This window comes from Microbulbifer thermotolerans, from assembly GCF_900112305.1.
GTDB lineage: Bacteria > Pseudomonadota > Gammaproteobacteria > Pseudomonadales > Cellvibrionaceae > Microbulbifer > Microbulbifer thermotolerans.
Genome location: NZ_FOKT01000010.1, coordinates 1 through 17,478 on the forward strand (window position 1 = coordinate 1; position 17,478 = coordinate 17,478).

At 56.9% G+C, this 17,478-nt stretch carries 21 protein-coding genes, 4 tRNA genes and 1 rRNA gene; 24 read left to right on the forward strand and 2 right to left on the reverse strand.

Annotation, left to right across the window (positions count from 1 at the left end; translation table 11 throughout):
• The first annotated feature begins 161 nt into the window (after positions 1–161).
• Positions 162–277: ribosomal RNA gene (rrf, locus tag BM155_RS14960) — 5S ribosomal RNA — on the forward strand.
• Between the two features lie 460 nt (positions 278–737).
• Entirely contained in the window at positions 738–1,640 is a 903-nt protein-coding gene (locus BM155_RS14965; RefSeq protein ID WP_074904005.1) for an aldo/keto reductase, read from the forward strand.
• A 105-nt stretch (positions 1,641–1,745) separates the two neighbouring features.
• On the opposite strand, the gene BM155_RS14970 is transcribed toward BM155_RS14965, so the two are convergent.
• Entirely contained in the window at positions 1,746–2,693 is a 948-nt protein-coding gene (locus tag BM155_RS14970) for a hypothetical protein (protein WP_067150947.1), read from the reverse strand.
• A 149-nt stretch (positions 2,694–2,842) separates the two neighbouring features.
• On the opposite strand from BM155_RS14970, the gene BM155_RS14975 reads away from it, so the two are divergent.
• The 12 genes from BM155_RS14975 (at position 2,843) to tuf (ending at position 11,895) form a co-directional block, all read left to right on the forward strand.
• On the forward strand, positions 2,843–4,291 hold the full coding sequence (locus BM155_RS14975; RefSeq protein ID WP_083421224.1) for an alpha/beta hydrolase: 1,449 nt from the start codon (positions 2,843–2,845) through the stop codon (positions 4,289–4,291).
• On the forward strand, positions 4,288–5,040 hold the full coding sequence (locus BM155_RS14980; protein WP_067150949.1) for an ABC transporter ATP-binding protein: 753 nt from the start codon (positions 4,288–4,290) through the stop codon (positions 5,038–5,040). Before BM155_RS14975 ends, BM155_RS14980 begins: the two co-directional genes overlap by 4 nt.
• Before the next feature lie 35 nt (positions 5,041–5,075).
• Complete coding sequence (locus BM155_RS14985; RefSeq protein ID WP_254773209.1) at positions 5,076–6,221, forward strand: ABC transporter permease; 1,146 nt, start codon at positions 5,076–5,078, stop codon at positions 6,219–6,221.
• 22 nt (positions 6,222–6,243) lie between these two features.
• The gene (gene alr, locus BM155_RS14990) at positions 6,244–7,359 is read left to right on the forward strand and encodes an alanine racemase (RefSeq protein WP_254773210.1); all 1,116 of its coding nucleotides are present in this window, start codon (positions 6,244–6,246) and stop codon (positions 7,357–7,359) included.
• Between the two features lie 2 nt (positions 7,360–7,361).
• Entirely contained in the window at positions 7,362–8,372 is a 1,011-nt protein-coding gene (gene birA, locus BM155_RS14995) for a bifunctional biotin--[acetyl-CoA-carboxylase] ligase/biotin operon repressor BirA (protein WP_083421225.1), read from the forward strand.
• Positions 8,362–9,099, forward strand: a complete 738-nt coding sequence (locus tag BM155_RS15000) for a type III pantothenate kinase (protein ID WP_074904008.1) — start codon at positions 8,362–8,364, stop codon at positions 9,097–9,099. The genes birA and BM155_RS15000 overlap by 11 nt, the downstream gene beginning before the upstream one ends.
• Positions 9,100–9,141: 42 nt before the next feature.
• Positions 9,142–9,843: an SPOR domain-containing protein gene (locus BM155_RS15005; protein WP_067150960.1), complete on the forward strand. Its 702-nt coding sequence runs from the start codon at positions 9,142–9,144 to the stop codon at positions 9,841–9,843.
• Positions 9,844–10,005: 162 nt separating this feature from the next.
• Positions 10,006–10,081 (forward strand) — tRNA-Thr (locus tag BM155_RS15010).
• Between the two features lie 110 nt (positions 10,082–10,191).
• Positions 10,192–10,275, forward strand: a tRNA-Tyr gene (locus BM155_RS15015).
• Between the two features lie 78 nt (positions 10,276–10,353).
• A tRNA-Gly gene (locus BM155_RS15020) sits at positions 10,354–10,427 on the forward strand.
• Positions 10,428–10,488: 61 nt separating this feature from the next.
• A tRNA-Thr gene (locus tag BM155_RS15025) sits at positions 10,489–10,563 on the forward strand.
• Between the two features lie 138 nt (positions 10,564–10,701).
• Entirely contained in the window at positions 10,702–11,895 is a 1,194-nt protein-coding gene (gene tuf, locus BM155_RS15030) for an elongation factor Tu (RefSeq protein ID WP_067150963.1), read from the forward strand.
• A gap of 89 nt (positions 11,896–11,984) precedes the next feature.
• On the opposite strand, the gene BM155_RS15035 is transcribed toward tuf, so the two are convergent.
• Positions 11,985–12,461, reverse strand: a complete 477-nt coding sequence (locus tag BM155_RS15035) for an aminoacyl-tRNA deacylase (protein ID WP_074904010.1) — start codon at positions 12,459–12,461, stop codon at positions 11,985–11,987.
• A gap of 197 nt (positions 12,462–12,658) precedes the next feature.
• Here BM155_RS15035 and rpsJ point away from each other — a divergent pair, with 197 nt between their 5' ends.
• The 10 genes from rpsJ (at position 12,659) to rpmC (ending at position 17,476) form a co-directional block, all read left to right on the forward strand.
• Positions 12,659–12,970 carry a 30S ribosomal protein S10 gene (rpsJ, locus tag BM155_RS15040; protein ID WP_010133849.1) on the forward strand — a complete coding sequence of 104 codons (312 nt, stop codon included), beginning with the start codon at positions 12,659–12,661 and terminating at the stop codon, positions 12,968–12,970.
• Positions 12,971–13,081: 111 nt separating this feature from the next.
• On the forward strand, positions 13,082–13,717 hold the full coding sequence (rplC, locus tag BM155_RS15045; protein ID WP_067151003.1) for a 50S ribosomal protein L3: 636 nt from the start codon (positions 13,082–13,084) through the stop codon (positions 13,715–13,717).
• Positions 13,718–13,735: 18 nt separating this feature from the next.
• Positions 13,736–14,350 (forward strand): 50S ribosomal protein L4, encoded by a 615-nt coding sequence (rplD, locus tag BM155_RS15050; RefSeq protein WP_067151006.1) that lies wholly within the window; start codon positions 13,736–13,738, stop codon positions 14,348–14,350.
• Complete coding sequence (gene rplW / locus BM155_RS15055) at positions 14,347–14,643, forward strand: 50S ribosomal protein L23 (RefSeq protein WP_067151009.1); 297 nt, start codon at positions 14,347–14,349, stop codon at positions 14,641–14,643. The genes rplD and rplW overlap by 4 nt, the downstream gene beginning before the upstream one ends.
• 13 nt (positions 14,644–14,656) lie before the next feature.
• Positions 14,657–15,481, forward strand: a complete 825-nt coding sequence (rplB, locus tag BM155_RS15060; protein WP_067151012.1) for a 50S ribosomal protein L2 — start codon at positions 14,657–14,659, stop codon at positions 15,479–15,481.
• A gap of 37 nt (positions 15,482–15,518) precedes the next feature.
• Positions 15,519–15,797, forward strand: coding sequence for a 30S ribosomal protein S19 (rpsS, locus tag BM155_RS15065; RefSeq protein WP_067151015.1), 279 nt, complete (start codon positions 15,519–15,521; stop codon positions 15,795–15,797).
• A 15-nt stretch (positions 15,798–15,812) separates the two neighbouring features.
• Positions 15,813–16,145, forward strand: coding sequence for a 50S ribosomal protein L22 (gene rplV / locus BM155_RS15070; RefSeq protein WP_067151018.1), 333 nt, complete (start codon positions 15,813–15,815; stop codon positions 16,143–16,145).
• A gap of 19 nt (positions 16,146–16,164) precedes the next feature.
• Positions 16,165–16,845, forward strand: coding sequence for a 30S ribosomal protein S3 (gene rpsC / locus BM155_RS15075; protein ID WP_067151021.1), 681 nt, complete (start codon positions 16,165–16,167; stop codon positions 16,843–16,845).
• Between the two features lie 11 nt (positions 16,846–16,856).
• Positions 16,857–17,270 (forward strand): 50S ribosomal protein L16, encoded by a 414-nt coding sequence (rplP, locus tag BM155_RS15080; protein WP_067151024.1) that lies wholly within the window; start codon positions 16,857–16,859, stop codon positions 17,268–17,270.
• A complete protein-coding gene (gene rpmC / locus BM155_RS15085; protein ID WP_067151026.1) occupies positions 17,270–17,476 on the forward strand; it encodes a 50S ribosomal protein L29 in 207 nt (68 codons plus the stop codon). The genes rplP and rpmC overlap by 1 nt, the downstream gene beginning before the upstream one ends.
• The last annotated feature ends 2 nt before the right edge of the window (positions 17,477–17,478 follow it).

A 17,478-nucleotide genomic window follows, 5' to 3' on the forward strand; every position in this document is an offset into this window, starting at 1 on the left:
GTGTGAAGAGACGCACAGAGACTTGCGGTGTATTACTACAGTTTGTTTCACCGACTTATTTGGGTTGGCTGTCAGCGCTGAGAGATCAGCGAGGCAAACGGACAGTCAAACGGCAAGGCAGAGCAAAAGCTCATAAGACCGGAGCCACCCAAGCCAGTTTGCCTGACGACAATAGAGTTGTGGAACCACCTGATCCCATGCCGAACTCAGAAGTGAAACGCAACATCGCCGATGGTAGTGTGGGGCTTCCCCATGTGAGAGTAGGTCATCGTCAGGCGCCAAATCGAAAGGCCACCCAACTGGGTGGCCTTTTTTTATGCCCGAAATCCACAGCCTTAACAAACCTGCAAAAATCTGCACGGCCTGTTTGATAACCTCCTGCACAAACCGCCCTTACCTCCCGCAGGCGCGAGCAAAAAACCACCGCTGCTTTTTTATGCGCCTCCTGGGAAGTGGCGTAACGCCTTGATTTAACGGGGATATCCAGTAGTTATACACAAGTCTGTCCATGTCTTCTGTTAGTAACCGGGATGTCATGGAGCAGTTGTGGGTGGAGAGGACAGGGGGCGATGTTTTTTTACGCGCTTAGTGACTGGCGGCATAAAATCGGGGGCTGGGGACAACTATCCCATAGTTATACACAGCTCTGTCCATGGTTTTTGTGAGTAACAGAGATTGTGGCGAATAGTTGGCCTGCGCCATCAACAGGAAAATTCAACTCAGCGATCTATACACATATGCAGCGTATCAACTCTTCTATAGACCAAACCTTTTCTATGTCCCGGATCGCCATGGGACTCTGGCGGCTTGCTGACTGGAACTACACCCCGCAGCAGACCGTAGAATTACTTGAGCGGGTGCTCGAACTGGGTATTACAACCTTTGACTTGGCGGATATCTATTGTGATTACCGCTGCGAACAGCTGTTTGGAGAGGCGCTTAAGCTCAAACCGCAACTGCGCGGGGAGATGGAAATTGTTTCCAAGTGCGGCATTAAGCTGATGGGTGAAAACAATAACTATGCGCTAAATCACTACGACACCAGTGCGGCTCATGTCACTGCCGCTGCTGAGTCCAGCCTGAGCAAGATGGGAATAGAGTGCTTGGACTTGCTGCTCATTCACCGTCCGGATCCGCTAATGGATGCCGAGGTGCTGGCAGAGGCCCTGGACAAGCTGATTACCGAAGGTAAGGTGCGTGCCGTGGGTGTTTCCAATTTTTTGCCCCACCAGACACAGTTGTTGCAATCACGCTTGTCAGCGCCCCTGTTGGTCAATCAGATAGAGGTGTCACTATTACACAGCACGCCCATGTTTGATGGCCTGCTGGATTACTGTCAGCGTGAGCGTGTGATCCCCATGGCGTGGTCTCCTTTCGCAGGTGGTGCACTGTTTACCGGCGATTCTGAGGCCGCCCGGCGGGTTCAGACCTGTCTGGAGGAATTGTCACAAGAGCTGGGGATGGAGGCACAGCAGCTGGCGCTTGCGTGGCTGCTGAGACACCCGGCAAATCTCGTTCCAGTTCTGGGGAGCGGTAAAATTGACCGCCTGCGGATGTCCGTTGCTGCATTGGGAATGGAAATACCGAGGGAGGCGTGGTTCCGCTTGTTGCGTGCTGCCCGCGGCCGGGACGTGGACTAACCGTTATATCCTACCGGTCCCTAACCTACATCTGGGGGACTACAGGGATGTGATTTGTGCCCGGGGCGAAATTTAACCCCCGGGCGCTTGTAAATTACAGGGGCGTCAATAGGCGTTTTCAGGCATCAGGTCATAGTTTTCCCCCTGCAGCTCAAACTCTTCCAGGGGCGCTAGGTGTGACGGCACCAGATAGCGGCGCAGGAGCCGCTCACCGCGCCAATCCATCACGTCCAATGTATCCCCTTGCATCTCCCGCAGAAGTGTTTCGAACTCAGTCATTGCGGTGCTGATCAGGGGCTGATAGTCCAACTGCTCGCCGAGCTTGATAAACCGGTACTCCTCCCCGGCTTGCTCGATACGCAGCCAGGCTTCGCCGCTGAGTTTTTCCACCTCGCCGATAATCAAAGGGCCTTGCTGGTCGTGGAACAACGGCACCAAGTCGGTAAGGCACTCCATTTCGACCGGTCTGCCTACCCATACCCAGCCGGAAAGGCCGATGCGACTCAGTTTCCATTCACTCAGCCACACGGTCTGCTCGTCGTCGATGCGGAATTCGCTGTATTCCTTTTGGCCGGAGCGGTTGTCAAAAGTAATTTCCGCGTTGGGGTTATCCTTGCGGAAGTTGTGCAACTGTTGAGTCATCTCGTAATTGACTTCCCAGTGCTTCTTCAGTCTCCATTGAATCGGATACTGGCCCCACTCGACGATGTACTCCTCCCGTTCCCGCACTGTTTCTGCCACGCGCCAGAATGCGCCATCAATCAGAATGCATGTGTCCCCGGGCTTGCTACCGGGAGCGATGATGCTGCACTCGGGGGAGGGATCTGAGGCGTTGACCACGTGCTCTCCGCGCCCTTCGATCACCTCATACCAGGGGAAGCCATGGCGGAGAGGCGGCGGGAATGCCAGCGGCGGCCGGCCATCCAGCAGGCGGCGGAAGAGCACCGATTTCTCAATTTCCAGGTCCGACAGGGTATAGCCTTCTTTATGGGTGATCTGCCCCCAAGTAAAAGCTGCGCGGATAAGTTGTTTTTCTCTGTCTGAAAAGCTCATGGGTGCTAGCGATGCAAGATCGTAAAGCAAAACCTTACCACTGCAAGCCCCGCTGTGCGAATGGTGTTGGGGGGGCTGCGACCTGTGGCGACAGAAACGGCCCAAATTGGATAGACTGCGCTCCTTCAGAAGGCTCAGAGGGAGAGAGTATGCTGCTATGGAAACGATGTTTGTTTAAGGCAGCCCAGTTACTGTTTGCTTTTGGGTTGTCGGCTCTGGCCTGGGCCGAGGCCGATTCCCCTTTCCAGACCTGTTACCTGGATGGTTGGAGCAATTCACTGCGCTGCTATCTGGTGGCCGTCGGAGAAGGGGAAAGCGGGAGTGAGCTGGCCGTAATGGTAGCGCCCGCTGTTAACGAAGTGGGACGGGAGCCGCTTTATTTACTCGCAGGGGGGCCGGGGCAGGCTGCCAGTGATCTGGCCCCCCTGTTGAATGTGTTTCGCAAGGTCAACCGCGAACGGGCAATTGTGATGGTAGATCGCCGCGGCGCGGGACGCTCCGGTGCTTTCAGTTGCGGCTTAAAAAGAGATATGCCCGCAGACTTGCAACAATTCTCCCGGCGTTTGGCGGACTGTTATCTCGAGCGCGCTGAATTTGCTAATTCGCTCAGCAGCCGACAGACCGTGGAGGACCTGGAGCGGGTGAGAAGCTATCTTGGGCACGGGCGCATCGCTCTGTGGGGCGGCTCTTGGGGCACGAGGACAGCGCTGCTGTATCAGCAGTGGTATCCAGATTCCCTGAGCGCGTTGGTGCTCGATGCTGTAGCGCCGATCGAGACCAAGGTTTTTCTGACCGCGACGGCTGCCGAGCGCGCTTTGCGTCAGCTGGAAAAAGACTGTGAACGGGACCGGGTGTGTGCCGGGTTCGGTGACTGGCGCGGGGCTCTCGATAGGTTGTTGGACAACTGGGGGGAGTTGGAAGCGACACATTTTCCTGATCCGCTCACGGGTGCACCGCTGGAAACACCCCTTACCCGTTGGATGCTCGCCAACGCCATCCGCACGGCGCTCTATCAGCCCACCGCCGCCGCACAGCTGCCCTATGCACTTTACCAGGCGGAGCGCGGTAATCTGTTGCCACTATCCGGTGTCGCCGGGCAATTTCTCGACAATGCAGACTCCATGTCGATGGGCCTCACTTTCTCCGTGGCCTGTGCCGAAGAGTTGAGCCGTATCACGACCGATGAAGTGGCCGCGGACAGTGCGGATTCCTTTCTGGGTACGGCTTTTTACGATTTGTTCGCGACCGGGTGTGAAGCATGGCCGGTGGATTCCAAGCCCTATGAAAAGCCCCAAGTGCGCGAGCAACCAGTATTGTTGATTTCCGGTGAGGCGGACCCGATAACACCCCCCTATTACGCAGAGCGACAACTCGATTACCTGGTCAACAAGCAGCATTTGGTTGTTGCCGGCGGCGGTCATATCAATACGCCCCGCGGATGTATTCCGGACTTGATTGCACAGTTTCTCGATGCACCCTTCGAGCCATTGGCGCAGGACTGTGTAGCCGAAATCCGGCGGCCGCCATTTATGGCCGGTGCTTTTGGGCCGGCACTGGGAGTTATCGGCGGGCAGGAACCGCGGGGAGGGCAGTTGTGATTGAAGTAAATGCTGTCAGTAAAGATTTCGGCGGCCGCAAGATTTTGCGTGACCTTAGTTTCACCGTTCCTGACGGGCGGATCACCGCGCTCCTCGGTGCCAATGGTGCGGGAAAAACGACCTGCCTGCGCATTATTGGTGGCCTGCTGCGGGCGGACTCGGGAGATGTGCGGCTGGGCGGCATTGATGTGGGACGCGATCCGATGGCCGCGCGCCGGCAGTTGGGTGTGGTCGGCGATCGCGAAGGGCTCTATGAGCGGCTCACCGTTGCCGAGTATCTGTCGTTGTTCGCCACGATACAGGGACTTTCCGGTGGAGTGCGCGATAAAGCGTTACAGGCGGTGCGGGAAGAGCTGGAATTGGATGATTTGTGGCATAGGCGCACGCGCGGTTTTTCCCAGGGCGAGCGCATGAAAGTTTCTCTGGCGCGGGCAATGGTCCATCAGCCCCAGCATTTGATATTGGATGAACCCACACGCGGTTTGGATGTATTGGCGGCGCGCTTACTGAGAAAAACCTTGCTCCAGCTGCGCGACCGCGGTACCACCATCCTGTTCTCCAGCCACGTGATGTCCGAAGTATCCGAACTTTCAGACCAAGTATTGGTGATGAGTGCCGGGAGAATCGTCGGCGGCGGTACCCCTGCGGAATTATTGGCGCAAACCGGCTGCGGCAACTTGGAAGATACTTTTGTCACCCTGGCCTATGGCACCGCTGGCGGGCAGAAGGAGGGCGCTCCCGCATGTTGAGAGGGGCTTGGTTTTCGTCCCCGATGGGGGCATTGGTGCGCAAAGAATTTCTGGAGACATGGCGCGACAAACGCGCCCTGTGGATGGCGGTGAGCTTTTCGCTGATTTTTCCGGTAATGCTATTTGCTTTCACCACCTACATGGTGAAACAAAGCACGGAGGAGCCGACCCGTATGGCTTTTCTGGGGGGAGACAGGGTGCCGTTACTGGCCGAGCGGCTCAGTGATGACCAATTCCAGGTTGAGGTATTGTCGGAAGGGAAGCCACGTGAGCTGCTTGAGAGCGGTTATGATCTGGTGCTGGAGCTGAGCGAAGATTTTGTTGAAGACTATGTGTCCCTCCGCTCAGCAAAAGTATATCTATACCTGGACAGCGCCGATATTGCCTCCGGGCGCGCCCAGGGCCGCTTGCAGGAGCGGCTGGGGAAACTGCAACAGTTGGTGGTCAGCCAGCGCTTGTCTGCCCGCGGCGTGGCGCAGCAGCTCCTCAGCCCCTGGAATCTGCAGGTGCGCGACGTGAGTACTCCGTCCAGTCGCGGTGCCATTATCCTGGCGGCGGTGCCGGGGCTTTTGATCCTCACGCTGTTCGTGGCCAGCCTCGCCACTTCAGTGGACACTTCGGCCGGTGAGCGCGAACGGTTGAGCCTGGAAACATTGCTTTTGCAGCCACTGCCCGGTTGGCAGCTGGTGGCGGCCAAGGTGCTGGCGGTAGCGAGCATGGGGTGGATGGGTGCGCTACTGGCGCTGGCGGCACTGGTCTCATTGATGCCGATGATGCCGTTGGCGGAGTTGGGAATACAGCAGGCGGCCACCGTCGGCTCCGCCCTTGGCATGGGGTTGCTGCTTTTGCCGCTGGCACTGTTGGTGGCGGTGGTGCAAATACTTCTGGCATTGCGCTCCAATTCCTTTAAAGATGCCCAGACCCAGCTCTCCATACTGCAAATAGCCCCAGCCATGTTGTTGGTGGTGCTGGACGTCTCCGGTGTGCAGCTGGAGAGCGGGGTATGGCAGCTTGTACCGCTGGTGGCCCAGCAACAATGGCTCAAGGCGCTCTTGGTGGGAGATCCGATTTCCCTGCCCTTGGTACTGGCGGGATCACTGGTGAGTCTGCTGATGGCAGTGTTTGCTGTCGCTTTAGGCGCTCGGGCGCTGAGGCGGGAGCGTTTGTTGAATACGGGGTGAAGAGATGAATGCGGAATGCAGTTTGGGAACCGACGCGCGCGAGGGGGTGTTGACGATCGATTTGCGGGCGATCGGCGACAACTACCTGCATCTCCGCGACAGTCTGGCCCCCGGTAGCCGCTGCGGCGCCGTGGTTAAGGCCGATGCTTACGGCCTGGGTATGGTGGAAGTGGCGCCGGAGCTCTACCGGCAGGGCTGCCGGGACTTTTTTGTCGCTACCCAGACCGAGGGAGAGGTTTTGGGCAAATGTCTGGGGGATGATGTCAATATCGTGGTGCTGACTGGTGTCCGCCCCGGCTGCGAAGCGGCCTGTGCCCGGGCAAGACTGATCCCCGTCCTTTTCACTGTGCAGCAGCTGCGGGATTGGGTGGCAGTCTCTGAGCGGATTGGTGTGGCCGCGCCCTGCGCGCTCAAGTTTGATTCCGGAATGACCCGGCTGGGAATGACCGAAGAGGAATTCGAACAGCTGCTTGAGGAGCGCGAACTTTTGCAGACGGCGGATATTCGTCTTGTGCTCAGCCACTTGGCATGTGCCGATGACCCGGATCATCCACAAAATGCACTGCAGTTACGCCGATTCAAAATGGCTGCCGAGCGGCTGCGGACGCTGTGCCCGGATGTACGCCTGAGCCTCGCCAATTCCTCGGGCATTTTCCTCGGCGACGCCTATCACTTCGATATTGCCCGCCCCGGTTGCGCACTCTATGGCGTCAACCCGCTTCCGGGTTCGCCCAATCCGATGCGGCCCGTGGTGACCTTGCAGCTGCCGGTGTTGCAGAAGCGTCATCTGAGCAGTACGTGCCAAGTTGGCTACGGCGCTACGCAGCAAGCGGTGGCTGGAAGCTGTCTGGCTGTGGCGCGCGGCGGCTATGCCGACGGTATACTGCGGGCACAAAGCGGGCGCGGTTGCGGCTGGGCCTGCGGTCGACGCCTGCCGATGATCGGGCGGGTGTCTATGGATTCCACCATTTTCGATATCAGCGCGCTGAGCGAAAACGAGCGGGACTCCCTGCAATATATCGAAGTGTTGAACAAGCGGTTGACTGTCGATGAAGTGGCCGGCTATGCCGGCACCATTGGCTACGAGATTCTGACCAGCCTCGGCAGCCGCTACCATCGCCGTTACCTGAGAAGCTAACATTGGCCAATTCAAATCTAAAAACTCCTCTGCAACAGTTGCGCCCGGTGCTCAATTTGCTCGCCGATGGTGAGGTGCACTCCGGTGAAAGTCTCGGTGCCGCTTTGGGCGTGAGCCGTGCCGCGGTGTGGAAACAACTGCAAAAACTGACCCATTACGGCTTGTCACTGGAATCGGTCAAGGGGCGCGGTTACCGCTTGCCGGGGGGCTTGGATCTGCTGTCCCCAGAGGCTATTGAAGCCGGATTGGATAGCGCTACCCGCAACCTGCTGAGGGAGCTGCTCGTGCGGGACGAAGTGGATTCCACCAACGCCCGGTTGCTCGCGCGGCTGGAGGAGAATAGAGGGCACGGTGTGGCGATGTTCGCGGAGCGTCAGACCGCCGGGCGGGGACGCCGTGGACGCAGCTGGATCAGTCCATTTGGCGGCGGTATCACTCTTTCTGTCGGCTGGCAGTTCAGTGGCGGAGTGCAGCAGCTGGAAGGACTGAGTTTGGCGGTGGGGGTCGCCCTGGCGCGGGCATTGGGGGAATTCAATGTGCCGGATGTGCGCCTGAAATGGCCAAATGATGTCTGGTGCCGCGGGCGCAAACTGGCCGGCGTATTGTTGGAGTTGTCCGGCGATCTCACTGACCGATGTGCAGTGGTGGTGGGGGTGGGACTGAATGTCGGGTTACGCGCGGAAAACGTCGAGGCAATCGACCAGCCGTGGATAGATTTAAACAGTGTTTGTCCCGGTGTGGATCGCAACCGTCTTGCGGCGGTGATGCTGAACCATCTGTTGCCTTTGCTGCACACCTATCCCGAGCGGGGATTTGCTGCCTACAGGAATGAGTGGTTGGCGCTGGATCAGTTCGCCGGTCAACCGGTACGGCTTGTTTCCGCCAGCCGCGACTGGTGTGGAACAGCTGCTGGTGTTGACGAAACTGGTGCGCTGGTGCTGGAGGTGGATGGTGAGCGACGCTCTTTCCATGGCGGTGAAGTTTCCCTGCGGCGGGAAAGGCATGATACTTGAGGTGGATCTCGGCAATACCCGAGGCAAGTGGCGGCTGATTTCTGACGGTGAAGTGGAGGCTCGCGGAACTTTGTCCACCGCCGACTTGTGTCGCGGCCGTCTACCGGAAGGGTGGCGGGCGCTGCACCCAAAGCGCGTACGCGCTGCCAATGTCGCCGGTGCCAGAGCGGCAGAATCTCTTGCACAAGGTGTGCGCCAGCTTTTCGGGTTGCCGGTGGAATTCGCCCGTGTCGAGACCCACTGCGCCGGTGTTACTTGCGGTTACCGGGATGTCCGGCGACTGGGGGTGGATCGCTGGCTGGCGGTGCTCGCTGCCCACGAGAAAGACCCGCGTGCCGCGCTGATTGTGGACTGCGGCAGCGCCGTGACCCTGGATTTGCTGGATAATGGCGGCCGTCATCTCGGCGGTTATATCGTCCCGGGCCTTAAATTGATGCGCCGTGCACTGTACAAGGATACAGACGCGGTCAAGGTTCCGGAAATGCCGGTTCAGGATCTGCCACTGGCACCGGGGCAGGATACACAAGAGGCGGTCAACCGCGGTCTGCTTCTGATGGTACTGGGCACGGTAGAACTGGCGCTGTGTGAATTGCGCCGCATATGCGGGCAAGAGCCTTTGTTGTGGCTGACTGGTGGCGATGGCCAGCTATTGTCCCCTTTGTGTCAGAAAGAGCACCGGCTGGTGCCTGAGCTGGTGCTCGATGGCTTGTCTCTTACCAACCCCTAATCCGTCCATAAGGAAAGGGGTCGACTGCGAATACAGAAGTTTATGCGCTGGATAGTTCTCGCTTTGTTGTTCGCCAATATCGGCCTTTACGCCTGGTTCCAGATGGCTGCCAACTCTGCCTCAAAACCGGTCGGCTCAGATCGGCAGTCTGTGCAGACACAGGGGGCGCCTATTCAGCTTGTCCGCGAGGTAGCCACTGATCAGCTAAAGCCCATAAGGGAAAAGCGGAAGCCTGAACGAAAGGGGGCGCCGCCGGCTTCTGAGGGTACGCTCTGCACACTGCTCGGACCCTTTACAGAAGAGTATCAGGGGCTGAATATTGTCGAGCGCCTTGCAGCTTTGCAGGTGGACGGTCGTCTGCGGGAAATCGAAATGCAGGGGCAGATGCGTTATTGGGTATTCCTTGCCCCGCTCGGATCCAAGCGCGAAGCCTTCAACAAGCTGCGAGAACTTCAGGCGGCCGGAGTGGACAGTTATGTGATCCCTAAGGGATCGCTGACAAACGGCATCTCCTTTGGAATTTTCTCCGAGCGCGCGCGTGCAGAGTCACTGAAGCGCAAGCTGCGCCAACAGGGAATCGACGCACAGAGCCGCGAGGAGCCTGAAACTTACCTGGAGCGCTGGGTAGTGCTATCTCCGGGCGCGGCTGCGGGACTGGCAGAAAGCTTCTGGGCGCAACTGCAATCGGAATACCCGGAACTGGACCGGCGCCAAAACTTATGCAGTGAGGTAATTGACGACTGATATCCGGCTCGGTGCTGTAGTCCGATCGCCGCTCTACGCCTTGAAATTCTGTCGCGTTTCTTTTCGTTGCCAATTTAGTGTTGCTTGTCGGCAAAACATCCCCTAGAATCCCGCCTCCATCTGAGGGGCGACTATAAAGTTGTCTTCTCGGTGAGGAACAAAGCTGGCGTAGCTCAGTTGGTAGAGCAGCTGACTTGTAATCAGCCGGTCGGGGGTTCGACTCCTCTCGCCAGCTCCAATTTTGTTCTAAGTGCTGCAGCACTTTAAATTTTGCGGGTAAGTCCGTGAATTTGAAGGAAAAATTGTTGACAGCACCGAGAGGCGTGTAGAGAATACACGCCGCCTTAAGCAGGGGTTCCCGAGTGGCCAAAGGGATCAGACTGTAAATCTGACGCGCAAGCTTCGGTGGTTCGAATCCACCCCCCTGCACCATATTTTGATGCTCTGGAGCTTTGGTTTCGGGGTGTCGCCAGCGGAAGGCTGCGGCCTTTTGCATGGGGTTTCCCGCATGCGGGCATAGTTCAATGGTAGAACCTCAGCCTTCCAAGCTGATGATGCGGGTTCGATTCCCGCTGCCCGCTCCACTTTAGTGTGGGACGCTTTTCCGCTGGGTCGGGCCGAATGGTTCGAGTGTGTTGATGATAAGCTCATGTAGCTCAGGGGTAGAGCACACCCTTGGTAAGGGTGAGGTCGGCGGTTCAAATCCGCCCATGAGCTCCATTTTTTATGTGGCCGCAGGGGCAGGTGTCTCTGCGGCTATTTGTATCCGGGTTTTGTATCCTTTGCTGGGTCGTCCCCGGGTGCGCCTGTTCTTTAGGTAGGTGTGCTGGTTTTGTCCGCCTATATTGGGAGGCTGCAATGGCAAAAGAAAAGTTTGAACGTTCCAAGCCCCACGTAAACGTGGGCACCATCGGTCACGTTGACCACGGTAAAACCACCCTGACCGCGGCGCTGACCCGCGTGTGCTCTGAAGTGTGGGGCGGCCAGGCGGTAGCCTTCGACGGTATCGATAACGCACCGGAAGAGCGCGAGCGCGGTATCACCATTGCCACCTCTCACGTGGAATACGAGTCCCCGACCCGTCACTACGCCCACGTTGACTGCCCGGGACACGCCGACTACGTGAAAAACATGATTACCGGTGCTGCGCAGATGGACGGCGCCATCCTGGTTTGCTCTGCAGCTGACGGCCCCATGCCGCAGACTCGTGAGCACATCCTGCTGTCCCGTCAGGTAGGCGTACCCTACATCGTGGTATTCCTGAACAAAGCCGACATGGTCGACGACGAAGAGCTGCTGGAACTGGTGGAAATGGAAGTTCGCGAGCTTCTGGACCAGTACGAGTTCCCGGGAGACGACACTCCGATCATCGTTGGTTCCGCTCTGATGGCGTTGAACGGCGAAGACGACAACGGCCTGGGCACCAGCGCTGTGAAGAAACTGGTGGAAACTCTGGACGAATACATTCCGGAGCCGGAGCGCGCTGTTGATCAACCGTTCCTGATGCCGATCGAAGACGTGTTCTCCATCTCTGGCCGCGGTACCGTGGTAACTGGTCGTGTAGAGCGCGGTGTTCTGAAAACTGGCGACGAAATCGAAATCGTCGGTATCCGCGAAACCACTTCCACCACCTGTACTGGTGTTGAAATGTTCCGCAAGCTGCTGGACGAAGGTCGTGCTGGTGAGAACATTGGCGCCCTGCTGCGCGGCACCAAGCGTGACGAGGTAGAGCGTGGTCAAGTACTGGCCAAGCCGGGCTCCATCACTCCGCACACCAAATTCCAAGCGGAAGTGTACGTGCTGTCCAAAGACGAAGGTGGTCGTCACACTCCCTTCTTCAAAGGCTACCGTCCGCAGTTCTACTTCCGTACCACAGACGTAACTGGTGCGGTAGAGCTGCCGGAAGGCACCGAGATGGTAATGCCGGGTGACAACGTTCAAATGACCGTTACCCTGATCGCGCCGATTGCGATGGAAGAAGGTCTGCGCTTCGCGATCCGCGAAGGTGGCCGTACCGTTGGTGCCGGCGTTGTATCCAAGATCATCGAGTAATTTCTCGCTTTTGATCTGAATAAAAAGCCGCAGCGGAAACGCTGCGGCTTTTTTGTTGCTTTTTCGATGCGCTCGCTAGGACTAAGGTGCTAGGGCCAGTCTTTACTCAGATCACAACTGCGGCAGTCGGAGAACAATCTGGCAAAGTGTGCTCCATCCATTTCGACCAATTCCTCGTGGTCACCGGCTTCAAAGTAGACGGTGTCGCAGTGACGCAGGCTGCTGTCGAGCAGTGTAGTGATGCCGTATGCCTGTCCCAGCGGCGGTAGTGCGCCCAATTCACAGTCCGGGAAAGCGCGCCCAAGCTCTGCTTCCGGTACCATCTCCAGGTGTGGGCGACCAGTTTCCTCGTGGAGGGCGCGCATATCGAGGCTGCTGCTCGCGGGAATCACGGCCAATACGTAACCTTGTTCGTCCTTGAGTAATATGGCCTTGGCTACCTGTTCTTCCCTTACGTGTGCGGCGTGTGCGCTTTCGCGGCTAGTGCGGCTGTGGGGATGTTGGATTAGTTGATAGTCGACTAATTGGTCGCGTAGAAACTGACTGACTTTGGCTGCTATGGTCATAACACTGGCCCTCGCTCCGCTACTGCTGTCTGTGCACAATAAAGTGTAGTTTGGCGTCGTCCGCATTCCGTAATCACAAAAACAGGCACGCCTGTTGACAGCTCTCTGTTCCACCCGTACAATCCGCGCTCCTTTTCGCCCGCCCTCGGGGCTGCGTAAAAGGACGTTCTTTAGTTTTAACGTTGGAGTTTGATTCCATGCAGGGTCAACGCATCCGAATTCGCCTGAAAGCGTTCGATCACAAGCTGATCGATGCGTCTACCCAGGAGATTGTCGAGACGGCCAAGCGTACCGGTGCTCAGGTCCGCGGTCCCATTCCGCTGCCGACTCGCAAAGAAAAGTACACTGTGCTGATTTCTCCGCACGTCAACAAAGATGCGCGTGATCAGTACGAAATTCGTACCCACAAGCGTTTGCTGGACATTGTTGAGCCGACCGAGAAAACCGTCGACGCGCTGATGAAGCTCGATTTGGCGGCTGGTGTAGAGGTTCAGATCAGTCTCGGCTGACTTTTTATAACTAACCACCGAATCCCGAGCGAAAAAGGTTCGGGTAGTGTAACGCTCTGAAACTGGGCGGCCGCAGTGGGTTAAAGCCCCGTGCACTGAGAGGTTGAAAAGATGACTATAGGTATTGTCGGCCGCAAAAGCGGCATGACTCGCATCTTCACTGAGGATGGCGTTTCGATTCCGGTTACCGTGATTGAGGTAACTCCGAATCGCGTCACTCAAGTGAAAACCGTGGAAACTGATGGCTATGCTGCTGTTCAGGTGGCAGTTGGTAGTCGCAAGGCTTCCCGTGTCTCCAAGCCCCAGGCGGGCCACTTCGCCAAAGCCAATGTAGAGGCTGGCGCTGCACTCTTCGAGCTGCGTATTGATGGTTCTGAAGAGTCCTTCGAAATCGGTTCCGAGATCACACTCTCCGGCTTTGAAGCTGGTCAGAAAATTGACGTGACCGGCACTTCCAAAGGTAAAGGTTTTCAGGGCGCCGTTAAGCGCTGGAATTTCCGTACCCAAGACGCAAGCCACGGCAACTCTCTGTCACACCGTGCTCCCGGCTCTATCGGTCAGTGTCAGACCCCGGGTCGTGTGTGGAAAGGTAAGAAGATGGCTGGCCATCTGGGTAACGAGCGCGTCACCGTGCAGAATCTGGAAGTGGTTCGCGTTGATGCGGAGCGCAACCTGCTGCTGGTTAAAGGTGCTGTCCCTGGTGCGCCGGGTGGCAATGTTATTGTTCGTCCGGCAGTAAAAGCCTAAGTCTGAGGGGAATTAGATATGGAACTGAATATCGCTACTCCCGAAGGCGCTAAAGGCACTGTAGCTGTCTCTGAAGTGACTTTCGGGCGTGAGTTTAATCAGGATCTGGTGCACCAGGCGGTGGTGGCTTTCATGGCCGGTGCTCGTCAGGGCACTAAGGCGCAAAAGAATCGCTCCAGTGTGTCTGGTGGCGGCAAGAAGCCCTGGCGCCAAAAAGGTACTGGTCGCGCCCGTGCCGGTACTATCCGCAGTCCGCTGTGGCGTTCCGGTGGTGTGACCTTTGCCGCCGAGCCGCGCGATCACAGCGTTAAGCTGAACAAAAAGATGTACCGCGCGGCACTGCGCTGCATTCTGTCCGAGCTGGCCCGCCAGGAGCGCCTGGTTGTGGTTGAATCTTTTGATGTGGACGCGCCTAAAACCAAACAACTGGTGGCGAAACTCGCTCAGTTCGATCTGTCCGACGCTTTGATCGTGACTGAAGAAGTGAGTGAAAACCTCTACCTGGCTGCGCGCAATCTGCACAAGATCGACGTTCGCGATGTGCAGGGCATCGATCCGGTAAGCCTGATTCGCTTTGATAAAGTCGTGGTTACCGTTTCTGCGCTGAAGAAAATTGAAGAGGTGCTGGGATGAACCAAGAGCGACTCTACAAAGTATTGCTGGGCCCGGTAATTTCCGAAAAGGCTGCTGTATTGGCGGATGCCGCCAACCAGGTGGTTTTCAAGGTGAGCACCGATTCCACCAAAGCCGAGATCAAGGCCGCGGTAGAAAAACTGTTCAATGTTTCCGTTGAGCAGATTCGCACCGTGAACGTTAAGGGCAAAACCAAGCGTACCCGCTACGGCATCGGTCGTCGCAACGATTGGAAGAAAGCCTACGTTCGTCTGGCCGAAGGCAGCGATATCAACTTTGAAGCTGCTGAGTAAGGGGGACAGTTAGATGGCAATTGTAAAAGCAAAGCCGACCTCTGCCGGCCGTCGTCACCTGGTCAAGGTAGTCAATGCGGAGCTGCACAAAGGTGCGCCTTATGCACCTCTGGTAGAGAGCAAGAGTAAAACTGGCGGGCGCAATAACGCCGGTCGTATTACCACTCGTCATATCGGCGGTGGGCACAAGCACCACTACCGTGTTATCGATTTCAAGCGCAACAAGGACGGGGTTCCGGCCAAAGTTGAGCGCCTGGAATACGATCCGAACCGCAGTGCGCACATCGCCCTCATCTGCTACGCAGATGGTGAGCGCCGCTACATTATTGCGCCGAAAGGTTTGAAAGCTGGCGCTACCGTGCAGTCAGGTGACGCCGCGCCAATTTCTGTAGGCAACACCTTGCCGCTGCGCAACATTCCGGTTGGTTCTGTGATTCACGCTGTTGAGCTGAAGCCGGGTAAGGGCGCTCAGTTGGCCCGTTCCGCCGGTGCTTCCGTGCAGCTGGTTGCGCGTGAAGGTCAGTACGCGACCATCCGTCTGCGCTCTGGTGAGATGCGTAAAGTGTTGGCCGAGTGTCGGGCGACATTGGGTGAAGTGAGCAACTCCGAGCACAGCTTGCGCAAGTTGGGTAAAGCCGGTGCCAAACGTTGGCGCGGTGTTCGTCCTACCGTGCGCGGTGTGGCGATGAACCCGGTGGATCACCCGCACGGTGGTGGTGAAGGCCGCACTTCCGGTGGTCGCCATCCTGTGACCCCGTGGGGTGTTCCCACCAAGGGCAAGAAAACGCGCAAGAACAAGCGCACCGATAAGATGATTGTACGTCGCCGCGGCAAGTAAGCCGCGCGATGTCTGAGCAGCTAGAGAGGAATCGACAGTGCCACGCTCATTAAAGAAAGGTCCCTTCATTGATCTGCATTTGATCAAGAAGGTGGAGGCGGCGATTGAGTCCAATGATCGTCGACCGATTAAAACCTGGTCCCGCCGTTCCATGATTATGCCGGAAATGGTTGGGCTAACGATTGCCGTGCACAACGGTCGTCAACACGTCCCGGTACTGATCAACGAAGAAATGGTTGGTCACAAGCTGGGTGAGTTCGCCGCTACCCGCACTTACCGCGGTCACGCTGCGGACAAAAAAGCGAAGAAGCGCTAAGCCGAGGTTAGTGAGATGGAAGTAGCAGCAAAATTACGCGGTGCTCGTCTGTCCGCACAGAAAGCGCGCCTGGTTGCCGACCAGATTCGCGGTAAAGGAGTCGAAGAGGCCCTGGATATTCTGGCGTTCAGCAACAAAAAGGGCGCGGCGATTGTCAAGAAAGTATTGGAATCGGCCATTGCCAACGCCGAGCACAATGAAGGTGCTGACGTTGATGAGCTGAAGGTGTCCACGATCTTTGTGGATGAAGGTATGACCATGAAGCGCATCAAGCCGCGCGCAAAAGGCCGTGCCGACCGTATTCTTAAGCGTACTTGTCACATCACTGTGAAAGTGGCCGAGAAATAAGAGAGCAGGCGAGAAAACCATGGGACAAAAAGTACATCCTACCGGCATTCGTCTGGGTATCGTTAAAAAGCATACCTCTGTCTGGTATGCCGGCAGTGACGAGTACGCAGACAAGCTGTACACGGATCTGAAAGTTCGCGAATACATTCGCAAAAAGCTGGCCCACGCTTCTGTGAGCCGTATCGAGATCGAGCGTCCGGCGAACACCGCACGTGTGACAATTCACACAGCACGCCCGGGTATTGTGATCGGTAAAAAAGGTGAAGACGTGGAGCGTCTGCGCAACGAAGTAAGCGCGCAGATGGGGGTTCCGGTTCACATCGACATCGAAGAAGTGCGCAAGCCAGACCTGGACGCAGCTCTGGTTGCCCAGAACGTCGCCCAACAGCTGGAGCGCCGTGTAATGTTCCGTCGTGCTATGAAGCGCGCGGTACAAAACGCCATGCGCCAAGGTGCCGAAGGTATCAAAATTCAGGTAAGTGGCCGTCTCGGTGGTGCGGAAATTGCCCGTACTGAGTGGTATCGCGAAGGCCGTGTGCCGCTGCACACCCTGCGTGCAAACATCGACTACGCCACTGCCGAAGCGATGACTACCTACGGCATCATCGGTATTAAGGTTTGGATCTTCAAAGGTGAAGTTATCGGCGATGAAATTCCCGATGAAAAGCCGGCGAAGACCCGTAAGAAAGCTTCTAAATAAGGGGTACGCAGATGCTGCAACCGAAGCGTACAAAATTCCGCAAGGTTCAGAAAGGTCGCAATCGCGGTCTTTCTCAGCGCGGCTCCAAAGTGAGCTTTGGTGAGTTTGGGCTCAAGGCTGTCGACCGCGGTCGTATTACTGCGCGTCAGATTGAGGCGGCTCGCCGCGCAATGACCCGTCACGTCAAACGTGGCGGAAAAATCTGGATTCGCGTGTTTCCGGACAAGCCCATTACCGAGAAGCCCCTCGAAGTGCGTATGGGTAAAGGTAAAGGTGGCGTTGAGTATTGGGTGGCTCAGATCCAGCCGGGCAAGGTTCTCTATGAAATGGAGGGTGTGTCCGAAGAGCTGGCTCGCGAAGCTTTCGCTCTGGCCGCGGCCAAGCTGCCTATTAAGACAACTTTCGTTAAGCGTTCGGTGATGTAATGAAGACTGCAGATCTACGCGAAAAGTCAGTTGAAGAGCTGAACCAGGAACTGTTGAACCAGCTCGAGGCTCAGTTCAAGCTTCGCATGCAAAAGTCCACCGGCCAGCTGACACAGACTCATCTGCTGAAGCAGACTCGTCGCGACATTGCTCGCATTAAGACTGTGTTGACCCAAAAGGCAGCACAAGAGAGGGCAGGTAACTAATC

What these genes read in the sequence shown, in the direction of transcription:
- BM155_RS14965 (WP_074904005.1), top strand. Translation starts at nt 738, where the DNA reads ATGCAGCGTATCAACTCTTCTATAGACCAAACCTTTTCTATGTCCCGG.
- BM155_RS14970 (WP_067150947.1), bottom strand. Translation starts at nt 2,693, where the DNA reads ATGAGCTTTTCAGACAGAGAAAAACAACTTATCCGCGCAGCTTTTACT.
- BM155_RS14975 (WP_083421224.1), top strand. Translation starts at nt 2,843, where the DNA reads ATGCTGCTATGGAAACGATGTTTGTTTAAGGCAGCCCAGTTACTGTTT.
- BM155_RS15000 (WP_074904008.1), top strand. Translation starts at nt 8,362, where the DNA reads ATGATACTTGAGGTGGATCTCGGCAATACCCGAGGCAAGTGGCGGCTG.
- BM155_RS15005 (WP_067150960.1), top strand. Translation starts at nt 9,142, where the DNA reads ATGCGCTGGATAGTTCTCGCTTTGTTGTTCGCCAATATCGGCCTTTAC.
- tuf (WP_067150963.1), top strand. Translation starts at nt 10,702, where the DNA reads ATGGCAAAAGAAAAGTTTGAACGTTCCAAGCCCCACGTAAACGTGGGC.
- BM155_RS15035 (WP_074904010.1), bottom strand. Translation starts at nt 12,461, where the DNA reads ATGACCATAGCAGCCAAAGTCAGTCAGTTTCTACGCGACCAATTAGTC.
- rpsJ (WP_010133849.1), top strand. Translation starts at nt 12,659, where the DNA reads ATGCAGGGTCAACGCATCCGAATTCGCCTGAAAGCGTTCGATCACAAG.
- rplC (WP_067151003.1), top strand. Translation starts at nt 13,082, where the DNA reads ATGACTATAGGTATTGTCGGCCGCAAAAGCGGCATGACTCGCATCTTC.
- rplD (WP_067151006.1), top strand. Translation starts at nt 13,736, where the DNA reads ATGGAACTGAATATCGCTACTCCCGAAGGCGCTAAAGGCACTGTAGCT.
- rplW (WP_067151009.1), top strand. Translation starts at nt 14,347, where the DNA reads ATGAACCAAGAGCGACTCTACAAAGTATTGCTGGGCCCGGTAATTTCC.
- rplB (WP_067151012.1), top strand. Translation starts at nt 14,657, where the DNA reads ATGGCAATTGTAAAAGCAAAGCCGACCTCTGCCGGCCGTCGTCACCTG.
- rplV (WP_067151018.1), top strand. Translation starts at nt 15,813, where the DNA reads ATGGAAGTAGCAGCAAAATTACGCGGTGCTCGTCTGTCCGCACAGAAA.
- rpsC (WP_067151021.1), top strand. Translation starts at nt 16,165, where the DNA reads ATGGGACAAAAAGTACATCCTACCGGCATTCGTCTGGGTATCGTTAAA.
- rplP (WP_067151024.1), top strand. Translation starts at nt 16,857, where the DNA reads ATGCTGCAACCGAAGCGTACAAAATTCCGCAAGGTTCAGAAAGGTCGC.
- rpmC (WP_067151026.1), top strand. Translation starts at nt 17,270, where the DNA reads ATGAAGACTGCAGATCTACGCGAAAAGTCAGTTGAAGAGCTGAACCAG.